The organism is Brevibacterium permense (genome assembly GCF_025506275.1).
GTDB lineage: Bacteria > Actinomycetota > Actinomycetes > Actinomycetales > Brevibacteriaceae > Brevibacterium > Brevibacterium permense_A.
Genome location: NZ_QYCP01000093.1, coordinates 72,854 through 93,961 on the forward strand (window position 1 = coordinate 72,854; position 21,108 = coordinate 93,961).

Annotated in this window: 14 protein-coding genes; 5 read left to right on the plus strand and 9 right to left on the minus strand. The window is 64.0% G+C overall.

Annotated elements, in window-relative coordinates:
• Position 1: 1 nt before the first annotated feature.
• From D3I60_RS14465 to D3I60_RS14480, 4 genes are read left to right on the plus strand one after another with little or no spacing between them, the layout of a single operon-like run.
• Complete coding sequence (locus tag D3I60_RS14465) at positions 2-1,690, plus strand: dipeptide/oligopeptide/nickel ABC transporter permease/ATP-binding protein (RefSeq protein WP_262776979.1); 1,689 nt, start codon at positions 2-4, stop codon at positions 1,688-1,690.
• Positions 1,687-2,502 (plus strand): ABC transporter ATP-binding protein, encoded by an 816-nt coding sequence (locus D3I60_RS14470; RefSeq protein ID WP_262776980.1) that lies wholly within the window; start codon positions 1,687-1,689, stop codon positions 2,500-2,502. Before D3I60_RS14465 ends, D3I60_RS14470 begins: the two co-directional genes overlap by 4 nt.
• Positions 2,499-3,785, plus strand: a complete 1,287-nt coding sequence (locus D3I60_RS14475) for a serine hydrolase domain-containing protein (protein ID WP_262776981.1) — start codon at positions 2,499-2,501, stop codon at positions 3,783-3,785. Before D3I60_RS14470 ends, D3I60_RS14475 begins: the two co-directional genes overlap by 4 nt.
• Before the next feature lie 42 nt (positions 3,786-3,827).
• Complete coding sequence (locus D3I60_RS14480; RefSeq protein ID WP_262776982.1) at positions 3,828-5,408, plus strand: ABC transporter substrate-binding protein; 1,581 nt, start codon at positions 3,828-3,830, stop codon at positions 5,406-5,408.
• A gap of 117 nt (positions 5,409-5,525) precedes the next feature.
• Here D3I60_RS14480 and D3I60_RS14485 read toward each other — a convergent pair whose 3' ends face one another.
• Entirely contained in the window at positions 5,526-7,487 is a 1,962-nt protein-coding gene (locus D3I60_RS14485; RefSeq protein ID WP_262776983.1) for an alkyl/aryl-sulfatase, read from the minus strand.
• 204 nt (positions 7,488-7,691) lie between these two features.
• Positions 7,692-8,951 (minus strand): UDP-N-acetyl-D-mannosamine dehydrogenase, encoded by a 1,260-nt coding sequence (gene wecC / locus D3I60_RS14490; RefSeq protein ID WP_262776984.1) that lies wholly within the window; start codon positions 8,949-8,951, stop codon positions 7,692-7,694.
• Between the two features lie 301 nt (positions 8,952-9,252).
• Here wecC and wecB point away from each other — a divergent pair, with 301 nt between their 5' ends.
• On the plus strand, positions 9,253-10,416 hold the full coding sequence (gene wecB, locus D3I60_RS14495; RefSeq protein WP_262776985.1) for a non-hydrolyzing UDP-N-acetylglucosamine 2-epimerase: 1,164 nt from the start codon (positions 9,253-9,255) through the stop codon (positions 10,414-10,416).
• A 21-nt stretch (positions 10,417-10,437) separates the two neighbouring features.
• Here wecB and D3I60_RS14500 read toward each other — a convergent pair whose 3' ends face one another.
• The 7 genes from D3I60_RS14500 to D3I60_RS14530 form a co-directional block, all read right to left on the minus strand.
• Positions 10,438-11,226: a hypothetical protein gene (locus tag D3I60_RS14500; protein ID WP_262776986.1), complete on the minus strand. Its 789-nt coding sequence runs from the start codon at positions 11,224-11,226 to the stop codon at positions 10,438-10,440.
• Positions 11,223-12,590 (minus strand): polysaccharide pyruvyl transferase family protein, encoded by a 1,368-nt coding sequence (locus tag D3I60_RS14505; protein WP_262776987.1) that lies wholly within the window; start codon positions 12,588-12,590, stop codon positions 11,223-11,225. The genes D3I60_RS14500 and D3I60_RS14505 overlap by 4 nt, the downstream gene beginning before the upstream one ends.
• Entirely contained in the window at positions 12,587-15,097 is a 2,511-nt protein-coding gene (locus D3I60_RS14510; protein WP_262776988.1) for a glycosyltransferase family 4 protein, read from the minus strand. Before D3I60_RS14510 ends, D3I60_RS14505 begins: the two co-directional genes overlap by 4 nt.
• On the minus strand, positions 15,090-15,950 hold the full coding sequence (locus D3I60_RS14515) for a hypothetical protein (RefSeq protein WP_262776989.1): 861 nt from the start codon (positions 15,948-15,950) through the stop codon (positions 15,090-15,092). Before D3I60_RS14515 ends, D3I60_RS14510 begins: the two co-directional genes overlap by 8 nt.
• On the minus strand, positions 15,943-18,576 hold the full coding sequence (locus tag D3I60_RS14520; RefSeq protein ID WP_262776990.1) for a glycosyltransferase: 2,634 nt from the start codon (positions 18,574-18,576) through the stop codon (positions 15,943-15,945). Before D3I60_RS14520 ends, D3I60_RS14515 begins: the two co-directional genes overlap by 8 nt.
• A complete protein-coding gene (locus tag D3I60_RS14525; protein ID WP_262776991.1) occupies positions 18,573-18,908 on the minus strand; it encodes a hypothetical protein in 336 nt (111 codons plus the stop codon). The genes D3I60_RS14520 and D3I60_RS14525 overlap by 4 nt, the downstream gene beginning before the upstream one ends.
• A gap of 217 nt (positions 18,909-19,125) precedes the next feature.
• Entirely contained in the window at positions 19,126-20,982 is a 1,857-nt protein-coding gene (locus D3I60_RS14530; RefSeq protein ID WP_262776992.1) for a glycosyltransferase family protein, read from the minus strand.
• Positions 20,983-21,108 lie beyond the last annotated feature (126 nt).

Genomic DNA, 21,108 nt, shown 5'->3' on the forward strand with positions numbered 1-21,108 from the left:
CATGTCCACTGCCTCACGCCCGACTGTCTGGCGGCCGGCCTTCACGCTCGGTGTCGTCCTCATGGTCGCACTGGTCCTCATCGCCGTCGTCGCCCCGATCTTCGTCACTGGTTCGGCAACAGCCATCACCGATGACACAGCTCTGCCGCCGGGCAGAGGCCACCCGCTGGGGACGAACGACTTCGGGCAGGACAATCTCGCTCGAGTCCTCGTCGCCACCCGCCTGACGCTCATCATGACCGTCTGTGCCGCAGCGATCTCCGTCTTCGGTGGTCTCGTCGTGGGAGTGGCGATCTGGCTGGCGCCTCGTGTCGTGCGCGAATGGTGCCTGCGACTGCTCGAGACCGCCGTCGCGTACCCGACGCTGATCACCGCCCTCATCATCGCTGCGATCCTCCTGCCCGGTGCGACCACGGCGGTCCTCGCCCTGGGCATCGCGGGGATCCCCGGATTCGCCCGCGTAACGGCCAACCTCGCCGGACGCACGGCCCGCAGCGAATACTTCCTCACCTCGCGCTTCCTCGGCGTCGGCTCCTACCAACTGGCTGTTCGGCACATGATCCCGGCGATGGCCGAACCGCTGCTGGTGCTGGCGACGACGATCTTCTCTGCCACACTGGTCGAGATCTCCGCTCTGTCCTTCGTCGGCCTCGGCGTCCAGCAGCCCGAATATGATCTGGGTTCGCTGCTCAACGACAGCCTCGAGTCCCTCTACACGCAGCCGATTGAGGCGCTGGGGCCCGCTGTGATGATAGTGCTCGCCTCTGTGGCGGCCATGCTCATCGGCGACGGCCTGGCCGCTCACGCCGACCCGCGCACCGCCCGGACCTGGTCCCCGCGCACCCCCGAGGCGAACGCCACAGCCTCGCCCGCGGCAGACGACGAGGCCCTGGTGCGGGTGTGCAAACTCGCCATCCGCGGCGGTCAGCAACGTCGCGCCCTCGTCAAGGGGATCGACCTGCATGTGGCCCCCGGCGAGATCGTCGGCCTCGTGGGCGAATCCGGATCAGGGAAATCGCTGACCGCGATGTCCGTGGCCGGGCTCCTCGCCGATGACCTCGATCTCGAGGCCGAAGAGCTGCGGGTAGGAGATATGAACATGAAGGGCACACCGACAGCGGCGCAGCTCGCCCAGGAGATCGCATTGATCTACCAGGACCCCGGCACCACCTTCAACCCCTCACGCACGATGGGTCCGCAACTGACCGAGGTTCTGCGCACCCATTCGGGATACTCCCGCAAGGAAGCGCAGCAGGCCATCATCGAGGCCCTCGCAACCGTCGGTATTGATCAGCCCGAACTGCGGATGAAGCAGTACCCGCATCAGCTGTCCGGCGGAATGCGGCAGCGAGCGATGATCGCCGCCGCAGTGGTCAACCGGCCACAGCTGCTCATCGCCGATGAGCCGACGACGGCCCTCGACGTCACGGTGCAGGTCGAGGTGCTGCGCATCTTCCACCAGCTGCGTCGGCGACTCGGCACAGCCGTGCTCTTCATCTCCCACGACCTCGGCGTCGTCGGAGAACTCTGCGACCGCGTGGTGGTCATGCGTGATGGCGCGGTCGTCGAGGAGCTCACCGCCGCCCAGCTCGCCGCCGGTGAGGTCTCCGACCCCTACACCGCAGCTCTGCTCGATGCGGTACCCCAGATCGATACGAGCCGAGGACTGCCGGAAGGGAGCAGACCATGAGCGTGACTGTGAAAGACGAGGCCCGGCCGGTGCCGGCCGAGGACGATGCGATCGTGCGTGCGAGGGAGCTCAACCTCTCCTTCGGCTATCACCATGTGCTCAAGGACATCGACCTCGACATCCCGCGCGGTCGCGTCGTCGGCCTGGTCGGAGAGTCGGGTTCGGGAAAGTCGACGCTGGCCAAAGCGATCGTGGGGATCAACCGGATCTCCTCCGGCAGCCTCACCGTCGCCGGCGCCGAGCTGGCCCGGGCGAAGCGGCGCGCCCGGCATGCGCTCTACCGCAGGATCCAGTACATCCCACAGGACCCGTATTCCTCGCTGGATCCGCGTCGGACCATCGCCCAGACCCTGGCTGAGGCCTTCGACCCGAAGTCTGCCAATCCCCGGTCCCACGCAGAGGAGATCGCCGCGGTCCTCGAAAGCGTCCAGCTGCCGGCATCGGTCGCCGAACGCTACCCGCACGAGTTCTCTGGCGGGCAGCGACAGCGCATCGCCATCGCCCGGGCGCTGGCCGTCGGAGCCGAACTCTTCGTCGCCGACGAGATCACCTCGGCCCTCGACGTGTCCGTGCAGGCCGAGATCATCCGGCTCCTGGCCCGATTGCGCGAAGGAGACGCCGAGCACTCGATGATCTTCATCACCCACAACCTCGCGGTGGCACAGGCAGTCTGCGACGACATCGTCGTCATGAGAGCCGGTCGCATCGTCGAAGTCGGTGAGCTCGACCGCGTGTTCGCCGCCCCTCAAGCCGATTACACGCGAACGTTGCTCGACTCCGTTCCAGGCGGAAAGGGGTTCAAGCTCTCATGAATGAGACCCAGCCAGACCGACGCGCAGCGGCGGAGACAGCCGCGCAGGCAGGGTTCTCCGACCCTGTCGCCATCCGCGCCCATATGACCAACGACGAGGATCGCATGCCGGTGCGCAGAGTGCGCGCCCACTGTCGACAGGCAGCGGATACGGCACGGCAGACCCGGCAACCGGCTGCGACCGAGTCGGCCCTCAGCCGGGCGGGTGACCTCGAGACACCGACGAGCCTGGCGGACGGCCTCGGCGAGGTCATGGTGCCGAGCCGCGACGGGACCGAGGTGAGCCTGCGCCGGTTCTGTGACAGTGCGGACACGACTGGTCTGCTCGTGTTCCATCGCGGCCGACTCGTCCACAGCGACCAGCGCCACGGATTCGGACCTGAGGACAGGCATGTCACTGCCTCGATCTCGAAATCGGTGTTCGCGCTGGTCCTGTCGTCGCTGATACGCAGCGGGGAGATCGATCCCAGCCGAACCATCGGCGGCTACGTGCCGGAGCTGGAGGGCACCGGGTTCGGCCTCGCCGGCATCGACGACGCCTTCCATATGCTCACCGCCGTTCGCTACGGTCAGCGGCCCTTCGACAAGGAGACCGAGGCGCGGGCCTTCTTCGCTGCCGTCGGGATGGTGCCGGCGCCGGCAGGCTACACCGGACCCCGGACACTGCTTGAGAGGTTGGCGACATCGCGAGAGGACGGCTCCAGCGGGCAGTCCTTCCGATACGAGAACGGGAACACGGAAGCACTCGGCGAAGTCGTCCGCCGGACGACCGGAGCCACCGTGTCTGCTCTGCTCGAAGAACTGGTCTACTCGCGCATCGGGGCGGGCAGCGACGCTCATTTCGGACTTGACCCCACTGGCCGGGAACTCGTCTCCGGCCGCTTCGCCTGCACTCTGGCCGATCTCGTCCGCTTCGGGCAGCTCATGGCCGACGGAGGTGCGGTCGGCGAGGACCAGGTGCTGCCGGCGGACCTGGTCGCAGACTTCTGGACGGTGCCCGAAGGCCCCGCATCCGACGTCGTGGGCACAGGCGACGAACGGATCGACCGGCCTGTGCTGGCCTATCGGCGCGGTTGGTGGCAGCCCCTGGACGGCGAAGGGGCACTAGTCGCCCGCGGCCGTTCCGGGCAGAGGCTCTACATCAACCCCGCCCGGCAGACGGTGATCGCGCACTTCGGCGCTCACCCAGTCGACGAGTCCGTCGGCGTCCCCCGGTTCGAGCCCGTCTTCGCCCGCCTCAGCCGCGAACTCACAGCACGTGAGACTGCGCTGACACCGCACTGACTCCGCACTGACCCCTTCAGCCCACCACCACGAGGAGACAGAATGTCCATCACAAGACACCGGTTGATGACGACCGGACTCGTTCCCGCCGTCGCCGGTCTCGCCGCCCTGACGCTGGGGCTCAGCGCCTGCACGACCGGAGCCACCGGGAGTGGCGGCGAGAGGACCACCGACACCATCCGATCGACGATGATTGCCGACCCCAACAGTTTCTACCCGTACACGGCTTCGGGGGTGCCTGGAACCCAGTCCAGCAGCCTGCTCTATGCCTCGCTCGTGGCACTCGACTCCGATGCGGAAGACGGCGTCAGCGGGGATCTTGCGACGGACTGGGACGTTACGCCGACGAAGGGGACGTTCACCCTGCGTGAAGACGCTACCTGTGCCGACGGAACGACGATCACCCCGAACATCGTCAAGGACTCCCTCGAGGAATTCGCGAAGACCTCGAAGCAGAAGAGTCAGGTCTTCGGGCCCAATACTCCGAAGATCACCGCCGACGACGGTGCGGGGACCGTGAGCATCGAACTCGACAAACCCTGGGCGGACATGCTGCGCGGACTGTCGCAGCCCGAAGCCGGAATCGTCTGCCCTGCGGGACTCGAGGACCCGGAGAAGACCGCTACCGGAGAGGTCGAAGCGGCATTTTCGGGCCCCTACACCTTGGAAGACTTCAAACCGGGCGCCAGCGTGGAGTTCACGCTGCGCGACTCGGGATACACGTTCCCCGAATTCGCCGAACCGCTCAAGGGCGATCCTGCGAAGACCGTGCACTTCACGATGTCGACCGACTACAACAGCGTCGCCAACAGCATGATCACTGGGGACCTCGACGTCGCCACCATCACCGGTGAGCCGATGGTTCGGTTCAAGGACGAGGAGGACTTCGGCTCTGAGCGCTTCTCGGTGGGCACGATGTTCCTCGTCTTCAACGAACGCGACGGCCGCGTATTCGCTGACGCGGACAAGCGCCGGGCAGTGGCTCAGGCCATCGACCGCTCGGCCTACGCGAAGGCGGCGACGAACGGACTCGGTGAGCCGTCGACGAGCTTCGTGTCCGAGACGGTTCCTTGCGCGAACACAGACGAGTCCCGCCTCATCGCCAATGATCCGGCTGCAGCGGCAGAGAGCCTCGATGGCGCGGAGTCGGTGCAGCTGGGCACTCCGGCCGTCGCCAAGGGCGCCGGCAATAAGTATGTCGACCAGGTCGTCAGCGAAGCCGGAGCGAAAAACACGCTGCGGTCGGTCGACCCAGCGGGACTGGCCACCGAGCTCGCCTCCAAACCGGAGTCGTGGGATATGGCAATCCTCAACTTCATCAACACCTCGGGCACCCTCTACGACGGCATCTCCCGGTTCACTGGAATGGTGACTGAGGACGGAGGACGCAACTCGACCGGAGACGAGCACAAGGATGTGCAGAAGCTGCTCGCCCAGGCCATGGCGGAAGAGGATGAGAGCAAACGCTGCGAGATCTATGCGAAGCTGCAGGATCGGGTCTTCGACCAGGCGTACGCTGTGCCGTTGAGCGGAATCCCGGCTCAGCTGACGACCGCCCCGGGCTTCGAGCAGCGGATCTATGACGGTCTGCCGGCGACGAAGACGATGCGCATCACGAAATGACGTTGAGGCGGCGCCGGGCCTGAGACGGTGATGCATGAGCGGCCGGCGGAGAGAGCTCCGTCGGCCGCTCAGTGCTGGTGACTGCGCAGGCCCGGCGACACGGCAGTCCGACGATGCTCACCGAGGTTCGATGATGGGGAAGCCGCGTCGGGCGGTGGTGAGCAGGGCGCGCAGGCGGTCCCACGCAGCGGTGTTACCCGAGGTGGCGAAGCCTGCGGGGCCGCGCGCGACCAGTTGCGAAGCAGACCCGAGTGGGACCTCGATCCTCAGGTCTGCCTCGGCGCCGGAAGACGACAGGCTAGACGACTCCGATCCTGCTCCTGCCTCGATAGGTTCACGGCGGTGATGGAGGACTCCGTTGTGGAGTTCGACGTGGTGGATGGCCCGCGCCGAGGACTCGGCGTCGAGTTCGACGAGGTCGATGCTCAGCCGGGTCGAGGCCGCTGCGTGACCGTCGAGGCGTACGGACATTGCGTCGAGCACATCGGCGACGCCGAGATCTGCGGCGATCCGGTTGCGGGGCCGACCCTGCGGCGGTCGGCCCTCCGCCTCGGCGCGGACGCCGCTGCCCGGCTGCGCTCCGGGTTGAGAACGCCCGTGCGGTGTCGATCCGTGCGCCGCTGCCGGTGCGCTGCGGAGTTCGGCGGCGGCGCTGAGGTACTCGTTGCGCCACACGGCGTTTTCGCACCCGTGGGCCAAACGCTGGAGCACTTCGGCGAGGAGTTCGCGGGCGCTGCTGTGGCCGGGGTCGGCGAAGACGCAGGCGTCGAGGACCTCGGCGGCGAACCGTAGATCCTCGGTGCTCGCACTGGGCAGTTTGGCCGCCACCCGCGACACAGCGGAGTCGACCCCGCCGAGCATGGAGATCCAGCGTCCTGCGCTCTCCGACTTCGGCAGCGGCCACAGATGTGAGGGATTGCCGTCGAACCATCCGAGGTAGAACTGGACGATGCCTTTGACGTTGTGGCTGACCGAGCCGTAGAAGCCACGGACGACGGGGGAGGCGGCCAGGGCCTCGGGCAGCTCCAGCCGTTCGGCGATCTCATCGGCCGTGAAGCCGTCGTTCATCAGCCGCACCGTCTGATCGTGCAGGAATCCGTAGACGTCGCGCTGGACGGCGAGGAAGTCGGCGACCCTCTCGCGTCCCCAGGTGGGCCAGTGATGAGTGGCGAAGGCGACGGAGGTCCGTGGCCCGAAGAGCCTCAGCGTCTCATCGAGATAGCTGGACCAGAGCTTGGCATCGCGGACCTGGGCACCGCGCAGAGTGATGACGTTGTGCAGAGTGTGCACTGCGTTCTCCGCGAGGCACAGGGCGCCGAGGTGGGGGAGGAGGAAGTTCATCTCCGCGGGAGCCTCGGTGCCGGGGGTGAGCTGGAAGACGAACTCCAGACCGTCGATCGTCCTGGTCTCACCGGTGGCCGTGATCGTATTGGTGGGCGCAGTAAGCGTCGTGGTCCCCGTCGCCACTCGCTGGCCGAGGCCGCACCCGATGTGGCCGGTCGGACCCGGTTCGAGTTCGGTGCCGTACATGTAGACCGAGCGTCGGCGCATCGCCGGGCCGGCGAGCAGGTTCTCCCGCAGCGCATGGTGGTGAAACCCTTCCGGGGCCAGCACCGGCGCTCCGGGAACCGCGTGGGCGATCACGGCCTCGACTCCGCCGAAGTGATCGACATGCGGATGAGTGAGGATGATTCCGGTGATCGGCTTCCTGCCGCGGTGCGCGAAGTAGAGTTCAAGGGCCGCCTCGGCGGTCTCCGTGCTCGTGAGCGCATCGACGGCGATCACACCGTTGGCGCCCTCGATGAGTGTGAGGTTGGCGAGATCGAAACCCCGCACCTGGTAGACGCCTTCGGTGACGAGGAAGAGTCCGTGACGGGCGACACGGCTCGAATGCTCCCACAGGACAGGGTCGGCTTCGGGCGGAGCTTGGCCGGTGAGGAAATCGTAGGCGCTGAGATCGCAGACGACGCTGCCGTCGTCTGCAGTGATGAGGACCTGTTCGCGGGTGCCGAGAAAGCCCCGCTCGCTGTCCTGTCTGATCTGCTCCAGTGCTGTGGGATCGGGGTCGATGAACGCCATGGGAACTCCTTCGTACCGGGTTTTCTCCCAGCTTACAAGGAGTATGAAAGTTTACATAGTGTATAGATTTGGAACCGAGTCCCTGGACGCCGATAAGTCAGGCCTTGTGTGATTCATCCGATGTGAATGGAATCGGAACGGATTCGGCCCGCTTCCGGAGAAGTCTCCGAAGCGGGCCGAGCAAGAAGTGTCAGAAGTCTGTCCTTACCCCCACACCCCACGCGTATCGTGAACGATCTTCTGCGTGAGGAGCGTCCGGTCGATGCGGGTGAACTCATTGTGGTCGACGAGCAGCAGCACGATATCAGCGGCGCGGATGGCTTCGTTCACCTCGGTGAGTGTGACGTTGTCGCGCTCATCGAGCTCCGACGGCAGGCTGTCGATGTTCGGCTCGACCGCCATGATGTTCGCGTTGGGGAGCGCATCGGCGAGCTGTCCGACGATCTGCCGTGCGGGACTCTCGCGCAGGTCATCGATGTTCGGCTTGAACGCCAGGCCAAGCGCCGCGATCTGCACATCCTGGATGCGACGGGCCTGTGGGAGGAGCTTGTCGAGCACATACCCGGGCTTCGAGTCGTTGACCTCGCGTGCGGTGCGGATCAGCGACGACTGCTCGGGAGCGGTGGAGACGATGAACCACGGATCGACGGCGATGCAGTGGCCGCCGACGCCGGGACCGGGCTGCAGGATGTTGACTCGAGGGTGGTGGTTCGCGAGCTTGATGAGCTCCCAGACGTTGATATCGAGCCCGTCAGAGATCACCGACAGCTCGTTGGCGAAGGCGATGTTGACGTCGCGGTAGGCGTTCTCGGTCAGCTTCGCCATCTCTGCAGTGCGAGCGTCGGTCATGAGGAACTCGCCCTCACAGAACAGCTCATAGAGGTCACGGGCCCGTTCGCCGGCATTGCCGTTGAGGGTGCCGACGATGCGATCGTTCGTCCGCAGCTCGATCATGATCCGGCCGGGCAGCACGCGCTCGGGGCAGTGTGCGAAGTAGACGGTCTGTGCGCTGCCGGGCTTGAGCGTGAGATCCGGGCGTTCATTGATGATGGTCTCGGCCAGGAACTCCGTTGCTCCGGGAGGTGAAGTCGATTCGAGGATGATGAGCTCATTGCCCTCGAGCAGAGGCGCGATCTGCTTGCCCGCGGTCTCGATGTAGGACAGGTCCGGTTCGTGCCCGTCCTTGAACGGCGTCGGCACAGCGACGATGTAATTGTCCGCATGCGGAGTCTCGGTCGTCGCCCGCAGGTAACCCTGCGATACGACACCGGCCACCGTTGTCGCCATATCCGGCTCGACGAAGGGAACCTGGCCGGCGTTGATTGTGGCCACAGCATCGGCGTCGATGTCGACACCGACGACCTCTGCGCCCGAGCTGGCCAGAACAGCTGCGGTCGGAAGACCGATATAACCGAGGCCGATGACGGCGACGGAGGGGCGTTGAGAGGTGGCGGTGGGCGGCATGTGTGCGATGCTCCAAACTCGAGATGAACGACTTCTGATGTTACCCGAGGGCTGATCGAGGCAACCTGACCACGATGACTCATAAAGTGACCGTTGACATGACGTGGTCATCAAATTTGGGTGAACGGGTTGTGAAGGTCTCTGATCTCGGCCAGCGGAGGTGGGTCCGGCATGATGAGATGAACGGAGCCGGTATGTCCAAGCTCAGCAGAACTGCATACCATTACCCTTATCGGCATAGATGCGAGAACCCCGCCCCGCCGAGGCGGTCCCCGTGGTTCTCCCGACCAGGAGTTCGTGCGTGACCCCCACAGTCCTCACCGTTTTCGGCACCAGGCCGGAAGCCATCAAGGTAGCGCCTCTCATCCGTACGATCGAATCGAGTGCGACCCTGCGCTCTCGCACAGTCGTCACCGCCCAGCATCGCGAGATGCTCGACCAGGTCAATGATCTGTTCGGAATCGTCCCGGACGTGGACCTCAACATCATGTCCCAGGGACAGACCCTCAACGGGATCGCCGCTCGTGTCATCGGGGAACTCGACACCGTCCTGGAAGATGAGGCTCCCGACGCCGTGCTCGTCCAAGGCGATACGACCACCGTCATGGGTGCCTCCATCGCCGCCTTCAACCGCGGCATCCCGGTCATCCACCTCGAAGCCGGGCTGCGCTCGGGGAACCTGCTCAGCCCCTTCCCCGAGGAAGCCAACCGGAAGCTGACCAGTCAGATCTCCGCACTCCACCTTGCCCCGACCACACGGTCACGAGACAACCTGCTGGCCGAGAGCATCAATCCGGCCGACGTCGTCGTCACCGGAAACACCGTCATCGACGCCCTCCACATCGCCGTCGACATGAACGTGGCACCGGCTGACTCGGTCGTCGCCGACTATGTCGCCTCCGACCGCCCGAAACTCCTCGTGACAACTCACCGTCGGGAGAACCTCGGCTCGTCCATGGAGAACATCGGAGACGCCCTGGCCGAATTGGCCGCCGCCCGACCGGAACTGCTCATTCTGCTCCCGGCCCATCGCAACCCGCTCGTGCGCGAAGCCGTTCTTCCCCGTGTCGACAAATTCGACAATGTGTTGGTCACCGAGCCGCTGTCCTACGGCGAGTTCACCACGGTCATGGCAGCCTCAGACGTCGTCCTCACTGATTCCGGCGGCATCCAGGAAGAGGCTCCCAGCCTCGGCAAGCCCGTCCTCGTCATGCGTGAGAACACCGAACGCCCCGAGGCTGTCACCGCAGGGTCGGTCAAACTCGTCGGCACCGACACCACCGTGATCGTCACCGAAGTCTCCCGACTCTTCGACGATGCGCTCGCCTACGAAGATATGGCCAAGGCCGTCAACCCCTACGGTGACGGACGAGCGTCTGCCCGGTCGGTCGCAGCCATCGAATCGCTGCTCGGCGTCGGCGATCGCATCGCGGAGTTCGCTCCGGATGTGGCCTTCGCCGACTGAGCGAGACGCGGCCCACCTGAGTCAGGTTCGGACGACGTCCTTGAGGATCTGGGTCAGCACGGGGCGTTTCGGTGGCACATGCCCCTCACCCGCATCGATGAGGACAGGCTCGACCCGTTGGCCCTCCGGCAGAGCGTCCATGAACGGCGAAAAGTGATGATCCATATGATCGCCGTCCCCTGAATTCTGTACGTAGATCACCGAATTTTCGACAGGGCGACAGTAGACGTCGATGACATCGGTGCATACAGGCAGATCAGTGATCGGAGATCCACCCCACGCATAGTTGAGATACCGGTTGACGATGACCGGCACGTACGCGCCTATTGCGGTCTGAGGATTGACCGGAATCGCAGTGGACCCGGGAAACCGGGAGGAGAAGTACAACGATGCGAAACCGCCGCCGGAGGCTCCGAAGAAGATGAGCCGTCGGTTCGGTCCGTCGAACTTCGCAATGATCTCGGTCAGAGCGTCCTGCAGGTTCGGCTGCCTGACATTGCCGGCATACCAGCCGAGTCTGATCCGGGAATCGACGTAGAGCGAGGGATCGCTGATGAACAGTCGGTTCGCATCGATGCCTTCGGAGAAAGTCGATCCGGAGAACACAGGATAGCGGCGAACCGCTTTGGTGATGGCGGCGTGGAAGAAGACGATCGTGGTGTCAGAGCCGCGGTCGTCGTAGCGCAGGTCGACCGGAATGTCGCCGAGCATCACCGTGTACGTCGTCGAAGGTCCTGGCAGCGGACCACCGAACGCCGTCGGGGACTCGATGTGGTGGTGGCCTTCTTCGGGGACGGTTCGTGCGATCACTTCTTCAGTTCCTTCTCGATGGTCTGCAGCACGTGAGCCAGAGAGTCCTTCTCCGTCCGGCGCAGGCCTTCCCGGTAGAGCAGTGCCAAGGCTTCGATCGTCAGCGCCGTCGGATCAAACGACGAGGTGCCGTCGGATTCGAGGGCCTCGGACAACCAGCGGCGAGCCACGCTGCGGTTCGCCCTGATGCGGTTGTAGATCTCCTCGATCGAATCCCGAGCTGCACCCAGAGCGATGTCGACATCCTCGCGGACGGCGGTGATTGCGCGGTCGTCCAAACGCACGGCGCAGGTCGGGATCTTCAGCAGGTCGAAGAGACCGGGCATCTTGTGCCCGTGAGTCTCCGAGTAGACACCAACACTCGGAACCGCCTGAGACGATGCGAGGATCACGGAATGGAATCGTGAAGTGACCAGTTCGCCGACGTGCCCGAGCTCGTCGATGAAGGCCCTGAACCCCTGGGGGTCGCTGAGTTCGACCCGGTCGGCCCCGGCAATGTCGCCGAGGTGGCTGGCCAGTGTCGCTGAGATCTCACGATCGGCACGTGTCTGCACGATGATTTTCACTCGACCGCCGTCGCCCAGATGCGCCTCGGCGATCGACGAGAAGAGCTGAAACGCCTGCGAGTTGCGGAACTGCGACTCCCGGAACTTGCTCTGCACGAATGCAGATCGCCGTGATCCCGGACGGATCCCCATGTCTTCGGGTCTCAGCACTATGCCCAGTACAGATCCGTCTCGGTCTGCTGCCTCTCGTTCGCGGAGACCAGGGACGAAGAATCCGGGATCGAGCAGGACTGGAAGCTGCGAGGAGTCGTGCGACGACCCGAGCCGCTTCGATTCGAGGTCGCGGTAGGCAGCAGCGTTGAGTCCCTTGCGGATGAAGTCTTCGAGCAGAGCCCCGAACTCTGTGCGGAACGGTCCGATCGTCGACGGAAGCAATACCACGGGTGTGCCGATGGTCTGAGCAGCGAGGGCCGGGAGAATCCGCCATACGAGGTCGACGAGGTTCTCGCCGGTCGGCGATTCGAAGAGATGCTCGCCCGCGTTGAGGACGACGAGATCGACGTCACCCATTCCTGTATCTTCCGCGAAACGCTCCGGATGGGCGATGTAGTCGATGAGGAGCTCGATCTCCTCTCTGCCGCCTCGCACAGTTCCGTCTGCCGGAACAGTCGTCAGGTCCATGCCCCTGAGCGTGAAGCTCGACTGTCGCCGGTACTGGTCCGCGGGAGCGAGCAGAACGGCCGTCGAATTCTCGACGTCGACCCCGGTGCGGCGCATCAGCTCGAGCGCGCCTGCATTGATGGCCAGGTCACCCCAGTTCGAGGCGACGTGCCCGTAGAACAGCATCGTTCGAGTCATGATGTCAGCCTAACCAGCACCGAACCCATGACCGCGCCGACGGCTGACCAGCTGCGTTGGGTCTCCGTCCAACTGGCAGCCGCCTCGACTCTGTGCTCAGTCGCCATCGGTTCGGTGATGACGGAGGTGATCGCCTCGGCGAGGGCTTCGGGATGTCCGCTGGGGACGACGAGTCCGCGCCGTCCCTGACCTGCGATCTCAGCAAGTGCCGGGACGTCGGAGACAATGATGGGCTTCTTCGCAGCCATTGCTTCGAAGGGCTTGAGCGGAGAAACCGCCCGGGTGGCCGGGGTGAGCAGCCGAGGATAGGCACACACGTCAATGACCGAGTAGAGGTCTTTGACCTGGTCATGCGGGACACGTCCGGTGAATGCAATGGTCGATTCGTCTAGACCGAGTTCGGACGCGAGTGTCTGTACCTGAGCGGATTCGGCTCCATCACCGACGAGAAGGGCGCCTATTCGGATCCCGCTGCGTCGGACGAGGTCGATGGCGCGGACCAGGACGTCGAGCCCTTCGTAGTCGACGAAGGTGCCGATGTATCCGATGATGGGAAGATCGGCGCTCCAACCGAAGCGAGAGAGCGCTCGGGGATCCTTGTCGACTGCTGAGAAGGTCGCGGCGTCGACGGCGTTGGGCATGATTTCGATGGGGCTGCGCGGACGAATCCGGGAAGAGATGATGTCGCGCATCGCCTCGGTGATCGTGACCACGGAGTCGCAGTTCTCCAGCACCGCGTTCTCCAGCGCCACGGTGCGTGCGCGACGGCCTTCCATCCGGGCAGTGTTCTCTGCTTCGTAGACGAGTTCCCACATCCCCGAGACCTCGTAGACGACGGGGAGGCCGAAGCGTTTGGCCGCAATGAGTGCCGGCAGCGCCGACACATAGGTCGAGCGCACGTGGACCGCCGAGGGGCGCTCGCGGCGGATCACCTCGGCATAGTGGTCAACGGATTCGCGCATATAGGCGAACTCCCCGTCGGCTCGTGCCGAATTGCTGCCCAGGCGCAGGTACCGGATACCGTCATGAAACACCTCGGCAGTCGCCCCCGGTTCCAATGAATTTGCGGCTTCGGGGAAACCTGGCCGGGTCAGTGCGGTGAGCTCATAGTCGTTGGCGACGATGGTCTTGAGAACGTTGTGGGCACGAACCGCATATCCGCCGCTCTGATCGGGTGCACTCGCATGGAGAACGGTGAGTATCTTGCCCGCGACCGGGGAGAACGGAATAGTCGAATTGTCGGCTGCTTCTGCCAGCTCGTCCAACATCTCAGATGCCGAGGCCGCCTCCCGGATGAGGGGCCTGTCCGCGGCGGATGCGGCAGCAGGGTCCGCGACGAGGGCGATCTCGCCGAAGCGGCCGGTTCCGTAGAGAGCTCGGATGAGACGTGCCTTGAAGACCTTCCCGCGCTCTGATGGCAGCGCAATCGTGGCAAGGCCCAAGGCTTCGTCGTAAAAGCCTGATGCCAAGAGGTGGCCGGTGAGGACGTTCCTCACCGCAGCAGTCTCGCCCCGGGTTCCGCGAAAACGCTGCAGCTTGGTGAAAGCGCGGTACGTCGAGGACAACGGCAGCAGTCGGAACGACTCCACGCGGAAGGCATCAACGACGGCTCGCACATGCTTGCTCACTGCCGGTGAGCCGATGATGGCTTCCAGCCCGAGCGCAGCGGCCAGGGCCGTGACGTCTTCGGCTCCGGGGAGTACGAGATCAGCGGTCGGGCCTGCATCCAGCAGCTCGGAGCCGCGCACCGACACGATCACGTTCTCACCGGATCGGTTCGGAGCGAGCAGAAGTGTTCGCGACCGGTCGAGCAGTGACCTTCCGAGCCGTTCGGATATCGACAGTGCCGCATCCGTGGATTCGGTGACGACGGCAGACACGACGGGCAGGATCGCCAGGAATTCGAGCACAGAGTCCAGCGCATCCTGTGCGCGCACGGTTGACCGGGTGCGGATACGGACAACATCATGGTGGACGCCGTCTGGGCGGTCGTCGAGCCGTCGAATGAGCGTCTGGAACCATGGAGTCTCGGTGCTGCCACCGAACTCGATTGGCGAAGAGTCTCCGGTGCCGTCGAGTGAGACACCGCCTTCGGCAGTGACTGTCAGGTCGAATGTGTCTCGGACACCCGCACCGAAGTCCTTGTTGGGCAGTTCCTCCAGCAGGGGCTCCAGCCGTCGTCGCTGCCAGGGTTTCGCGCCGGTGGCAATGGCATGGTCGGTCAACAGACGTGCCAAACGGAGGTGACCGTGAGTGGAGAGACGGTCGGCGACGAACCGTGACCGCAACGACGAGCCCTCAGCAACGGCAATCTGGAAGAGAATTCGGCGGACCGTTGCCGAGGTCGTGAGGTCCTTGAGCTCGACGCAGATCCGGCGCGCGGCCATTCCGATGTCATCGGCATGGCCGGCCAGGGCCCGGGCCGCGGCCGTTACTCCCGCGACGATCGATTCAGGTTCCGGAGAATGAGCGGGGAACGTGGCGTCGGTCTTGATGGTGTCACTCATTGATGGCTTCCCTGAGGATGCTGTTGATCGCCGTGGTGGTGGCGGGCCTCGGCAGAGGGTTGTGCCCGCCCCGGACGTCGGAATAGAGCGACACATCGAAGCATGAGCGCTCGCCGGCCTGCGCCGGCAGAGCAGCGACGAGGGCGGGCAGTTGGGCAAGTGAGTCATTCTTACTGGCTGCGTTGATGAGACAACGTGTGCGCGGAATATGACCGAACGCGGCGAACGCGTGAGCGACCGAGGTTCTGTCAGGGTGATCGATGGCGATGTCCTTGGTCGGTTGGTCCTCGTAGGAGTACCCAGCGATGGTGTTGACGAAGGTCGGCATGTATTTCGTCCAGTCGATCTGCGGATTGTTCACCAGCGCGCGGCTGCCCTCGTCCCGGGCGGCGGCCTGAAGGGCTTGGAAGCCTCCTGCGCTGGTGCCGAAGTACAGCCGCGCGCCCGCGGGAATGTCGAGGCACTCTGCTGCGAAGCGGGCTGTCTGTGCCATTGCGGGGTTGGCGTAACGGCCCTGCGTTCCTTGTCCCCAACCGATGCTGATCCGATTATCGGAACGCAGGGTCGGGTCCGAGAGGAAGAGAATATCCGCTTCGATGTCGTCGACCCATGTCCGGCGTTGGAAGATCTCCTGCGGATCCTTCTCCTGTGTGCGCCGGACGGCTCCGTTGAAGGCGATGAGCAGTCGACCCGTCGGTTCCGACCGGCACCACAGCAGAGCCGGCACCGTCACCGTGCCGACGTGGAAGTCGAATCGTTGGAAGGTACCGGGCCGCCGTTCGATGCAGTCTCCGGGCAGCAGCGTGCCCAACTGGTCGAACGGAGGCTCTTCGGTCATCGAAGCCTCAGACATGCGGCACAGAATGGAGCTCGGCGAGTTCTGAGTCCTTCCACGTCGTCTTGCCGTAGAAGTGAGTGAGGCGACGGATGAGGTTCATGCACTCGTCCTTGTCCTCCTCGGCGGCGAAGGCGAGCTTTTGGACGAACCATCCCTTGACGAACTGTTCGAGCCGCTTCGCGTTGTAGTCCTCGAGCAGCCCGACCTCGCGCAGCCACGCAGACCGGTCCTCCTCCAAAGGCAGGTACTTCTCGTAGAAACGGGGACTGATCGCGTTGACAGTCGAGTTCGTCACCGCCGCGTAATAAGTGTGGATCGGTGTCGGCGTCAGCCCGATCCGGTTGGCGTGGAAGAGCATCTGCTGGAAGAAGTACGAGTCCTGTCCGACAGCGCCGATCGGCTGGTAGATGCCGAGCCCCTTCAACCACTGCGTGTCAGCCACGAGTGCCTGGATGCTCATCGGCTGGAAGTTCACACGCGAGAGCGCATTGGCTTCGAGCACGCCGTCGTCGCCGACGACCGGTCGCAGGATGCCCGCGTTCTTGATCATGATCCGGTTGTGCTTGAACCGCATCATATTGCCGATGGCGAAGTCGTATCCGTGCTCTTCGACCATCTCGAGCAGCAGCGCATAACCGTCGTTCGTCTGCTCGTTGTCCGGATCAAGGTAGGTCACGTACGGGGTGCGGGTGAGTTCGAGCCCCTTGTTGCGTGGACGTGAGGCGCTGCCCGAACCACCGGCCGGGAACCGGTGGACTCGAACGTTCGGATAGGCACGGTCGAGTTCGTCGAGGATCGCAGGCGTTTCGATGTCCGTGGACCCGTCGTCGACGAGGAGGATTTCGCAGCGGTCGAAGATCGAGGACCGGCGCAGGGACTCGAAGCATTTGAACTTCAGGTGAGGACCGTTGTTGTACACGGGCACGATGACGCTGATCTCGGGCTCGACCATGACGTCGATCGTCTCGACTCGCTCGAGGACGAGGTCCGAGGCGATCGCCAGTGTTGTCCGCTCGGGCCCGACACTGTCACCGAGGCGGCTTCCGGCCGGGCACCACGTGGCGGTGATGCGCTGGTCGGAGTCGACCGGATCGACGAATTCGTAGAGAGGTTCGGCGGTATCGATGGGCAGGATCCGAACCTCATCGACGTCGGTGAAGCGGAAGGCGTTCACCGCGTCCTGAACGAGGTGACGACCGAAATCGGAATGCCCGGTCAGGTTGATGACGACGTCGCCGTCGGCTCCGGCGACACGGTCTGAGCCGTTTGGAAGAGCTGCCATCGGACCCGCATAAGACTGTGTCCGACGGAAGACTTCGAAGTCCGATTCGGCCAGTCCGGTGACGTAGACCGTGTGATCGGGGGAACCGGAATCGAGCCCCATCTCTTCGGCGATCGTGTCGATGCGATCGAATGCGGTGTTGGCGGTGAAAGCGGCGCGGATTCCCGCGACCTGTGCCTGCCGGATACTTCGCTGGGTCAGCGCACGGTACGTCTGCTCCATGTCGAGAGAGGAGTCGGGCATACACACCTGCGGATAGAGCGAGTTCACCCCCGCGTTGTAATTCGAGACGATGAACGTGCCCATGGCCTGCAGCTCGATGATCCGGTTGGCATACATCGATTGGGAGTTCACGACCGAGTTGAGGTTGATGCCCACAGGAAGAAGACGCTGCAGGTCGAGCAGGGTCTCGTGACCGATCGGCCCGTGCAGATGCGGCAGGTACCGCTCAGGGAAGAGATAGCGTTCAGCCTTCGCGAACTTCTCCGTGTCGAGTTCGAGGTTGCGGTCGACGATCGTGAGATCGGCTCCGGCCGACAGCAGACCGTCGAAGATCCGTTGGGCAGACGACTTCCGCTCCGGGTACTTGTGCTCGAACCAGGATCCGGCGAAGACGAACTCGCGGCCGGAGTGGCGCATGCTTCCGAGGGGATGGTGATGTACGAAGTTCACTGCGAACGGCAGCACAGTCACCGGCACTTGGTGGTGGAGGTACTCGCGGTATCGGGGCACGCATTCGACGGCGCTGGTGAACACGTGGTCGGCGAACTTCGCCAGGGGAGCGAACTGTTCGTAGTTCGGAGGATCCTCCTTCGAATAGAAGGCGATCGGAATCTCGTTCTCACGGGCGAATGGGACGACCTGCGACTCGAGGACCAGGCGTGCCGGTGAACCGGACAGTGCGACGTTGAACCATTCGTCGTCGAGGCCGCGCCAGGCCGAGGTGATGAGCAGCAGGTCGATGTCCGCCATGTCCTGCTCATAGGTCTCAGGACTGATCGGCACCACATGAGCCGCGTCCTTGAGCGAGTCGAAGAGGAAACGGTCGGCGATGATTCCGATGCGCAGCTTCCGGCGAGTATCCCAATGCTGGCCCGAGGTCCTCGGCAGCTGCTGAGCCTTCTCGATGAGGGCTGAGATCTTACTTTCGACCGGAGCTGCGAAGGCACGGTGGCGTTCGAGGTACTCTTCACGCGACTCGGCCAGGTCGATGTAGGGGTGCCGTCCAAGCAGACCGTCGATGAAGTAGTCCGACTGCGTGTGCACGCCTAACGACTTCTGGCGCGTGCGGGTTGCCTTCAATTCCTTGATGCGAGTGTCGAGAGCGGCCTGCCGCTTCTTGATATCGGCGTCCTTCATCGCTGACCACCCTTCTGCTGGGAGGTGCCGCGCTGAGGACGGCGCAGGCGCCAGTAGGCGCGCTGAACCTGCATGGCTTTGGAACCCAGCAGTCGTTCGAGCCGTTCATTGACCGAGGCGAGTTTCGCATCCCGTTTCGCGACTTCGTTCTTCAGCCGCTCGATCTCCTTCTCGCGCTTGTTGATGCCTCCCAGCAGCTTCGACTCACGGTCGTAGGCGCTGATGAGTTCCTTGGCGAGTTCGGCATTGAGCGACGAAGTCTCATCAATGACGTGGGAAACGTTCTCGCGGACGGAACCGAGATCCTCGGCTCCGGTCGTGGTGGTCTTCAAATGGGCTCCAGTTGTCCAACGTCCGCAATGGAACTTCTGGCCATCGGAAGCGGTGAAGTCCCACTGCGAAATCTTCACAGCATGACCGCCACGCTACTGACCGGATCAGACCGAAACCGCCCATTTCACCAACAGTTCACCTGGGGCATACGAAGAATTCCGCGGCCCCTCGATTCGGGCAGGGAGAGCGATCAGGAGAGCGCCGACGAGTGGAACCTCAGAAGCAGTAGTGGTCCGGAGCGTATCCGAATGAGTGGACGTCCCCGTTGGCCAACAGGTGGCTGTCGTCGACGCTCCACGTATGGGCATGGTCGCCACGGACCTGGACGAAGTTGAACCTGTCCGCCGAGTAGATCCGAGCTCCGGAGGCGATGAGCCGCTGCTGGAGCTCCGTGTCCTCACCGAGGGTGCGCTCCGCAAACGGGTTGTCCAACAGCGTCGACCGATGCGTCATCAGAGTCGGCCCCATGACGAGGTCGGTGAACCGGTGCTCGCGTTCGGGGAATCGGCAGATGACGATGTCACGGCCCCGAATGTGCAGATAGTGTGCCTGCTTGCCGACGAGATCGGCATTCGAATAGCGCAGTGCCGCAAGCTGGTCGCCCAGATAGTGCGCTCCGTAGACATCGTCATCGTCCATCTTCGCGATGACGGCCCCGGAGGCCGCCTGAACTCCGCGATTGAGGCAGACCCCCAACGGCTGCGCGGAGTCGACCTCGACGATCTGCAGATGCTCGATCCCTGCTTCTGCTGCGCGGGCACGCAGATCGGCTGGTGCCGCGAACCCGTGGGTTACCAACACGAGTTCCCGATCCGTGTGCAGCTGCGCGGCATGGGTGCGCAGAACCTCGCCGAGGTGGTCGGGACGATTCGTCGACACCACAGCCGAGACTGAGGTGGGGAATGGCTGCGAATAGTCCAAGCCGAGCGAATCCATCACCGTCATCGCTCGATGAGTGTAGGTGTGCTCGGCCCAGATGCGTCGTTGGGCAAGATGGACGGTGCGGTCTCTCAGCTCAGGACTGCGCACATAGGCACGCAGAGTCCACTCCGCTTCTTCCTGAGTCTCAGGCTGAGGGACCTCGGTGGTGGGGAAGAAATCTCGAGTCGCCGTACTCGGAGTGGTGACGACGGGGGTGCCGGCGGCACTGATCTCGAAGATCCTGCGTGCGCACATGCTCGGAGAGTCGGTGACGGAGTTGACGTTGAGGAAGACCTTGAAGTGCTTATATGCCGTGAGCAGATTGCGGTACGGAAGCGACCCGACCACACGTCCGGCCAAGTTACCTGGGAATTGATACCGCTCATCGTTGCCGAGGAACCGGGAGAAGATCTCCAGCCCGTACTGCATCCTCGGTGAAACGGCGGCAGCGGCACCGAGCAGCAGGTCCATCTGCTCCCTGCGCTCTGGATACTTGTGGGCGAAGTACATGCCCGCAAAGGCAATGTCCCTGGCGGCGGCATTCCGCGCAGGACGTGAGGGATTGTGGACCGCCGGCTGTGCGGCGAAGGGCAGGGCGGCGACCCTGTCGTGACCGAGTCTGGAGCGATATTCGGGGATCAGTCTGACATCGCTGGTGAAGACGACGTCGAACTTCTGTGCCAGCGGCAGGAAGTCCTCGAAGTGCGGGGGATCCTCTTTGTTCCAGAAGACGGTCGGAATGCCTCGGCGACGGCACTCGCCGAGCAGATCGGTGATTTCTGTGCTCGGACCCGACGGGCTCGTGAGCTTGAATTTCCACTGACCGTCGTTGCCGCTCCAGGCGGACTCGACGAAGACGAAGTCGAGACCGTCGAGCTCGGTCGACCAATGTGTCGGCGACAGCGGTCGGAGCGACCACTCATAACCGAAGCTCTCGGTCGAGAACTCGTCGAGGACGACTCCGACCGACAACTGTTCGAAGACCGGAAGGCGATGCTGCACCGGCAGGGGAGGGAACAGCTCCGCGAGGACCTCCGCTGACAGGCTTCCCGTGGCGACCTCGGCGGAGGCTTCTGCGGCTCCTTGGACCAACGAGCGGCGGCGACGCCACTTCGCGACTTGGCTGATCCCGCCGTTTCGCAGATGCCACACGGCGGTCCTCAGTGTGCGAAGCGGTGTTCGGGGCACGAATCGGGTCCTCTCGGCGGTAGTTAGGGTGAGAAACGGGGAAGTGAATCGAAGCCAGTCGACGGCTATCGACGCTCAAAGTTCACATCG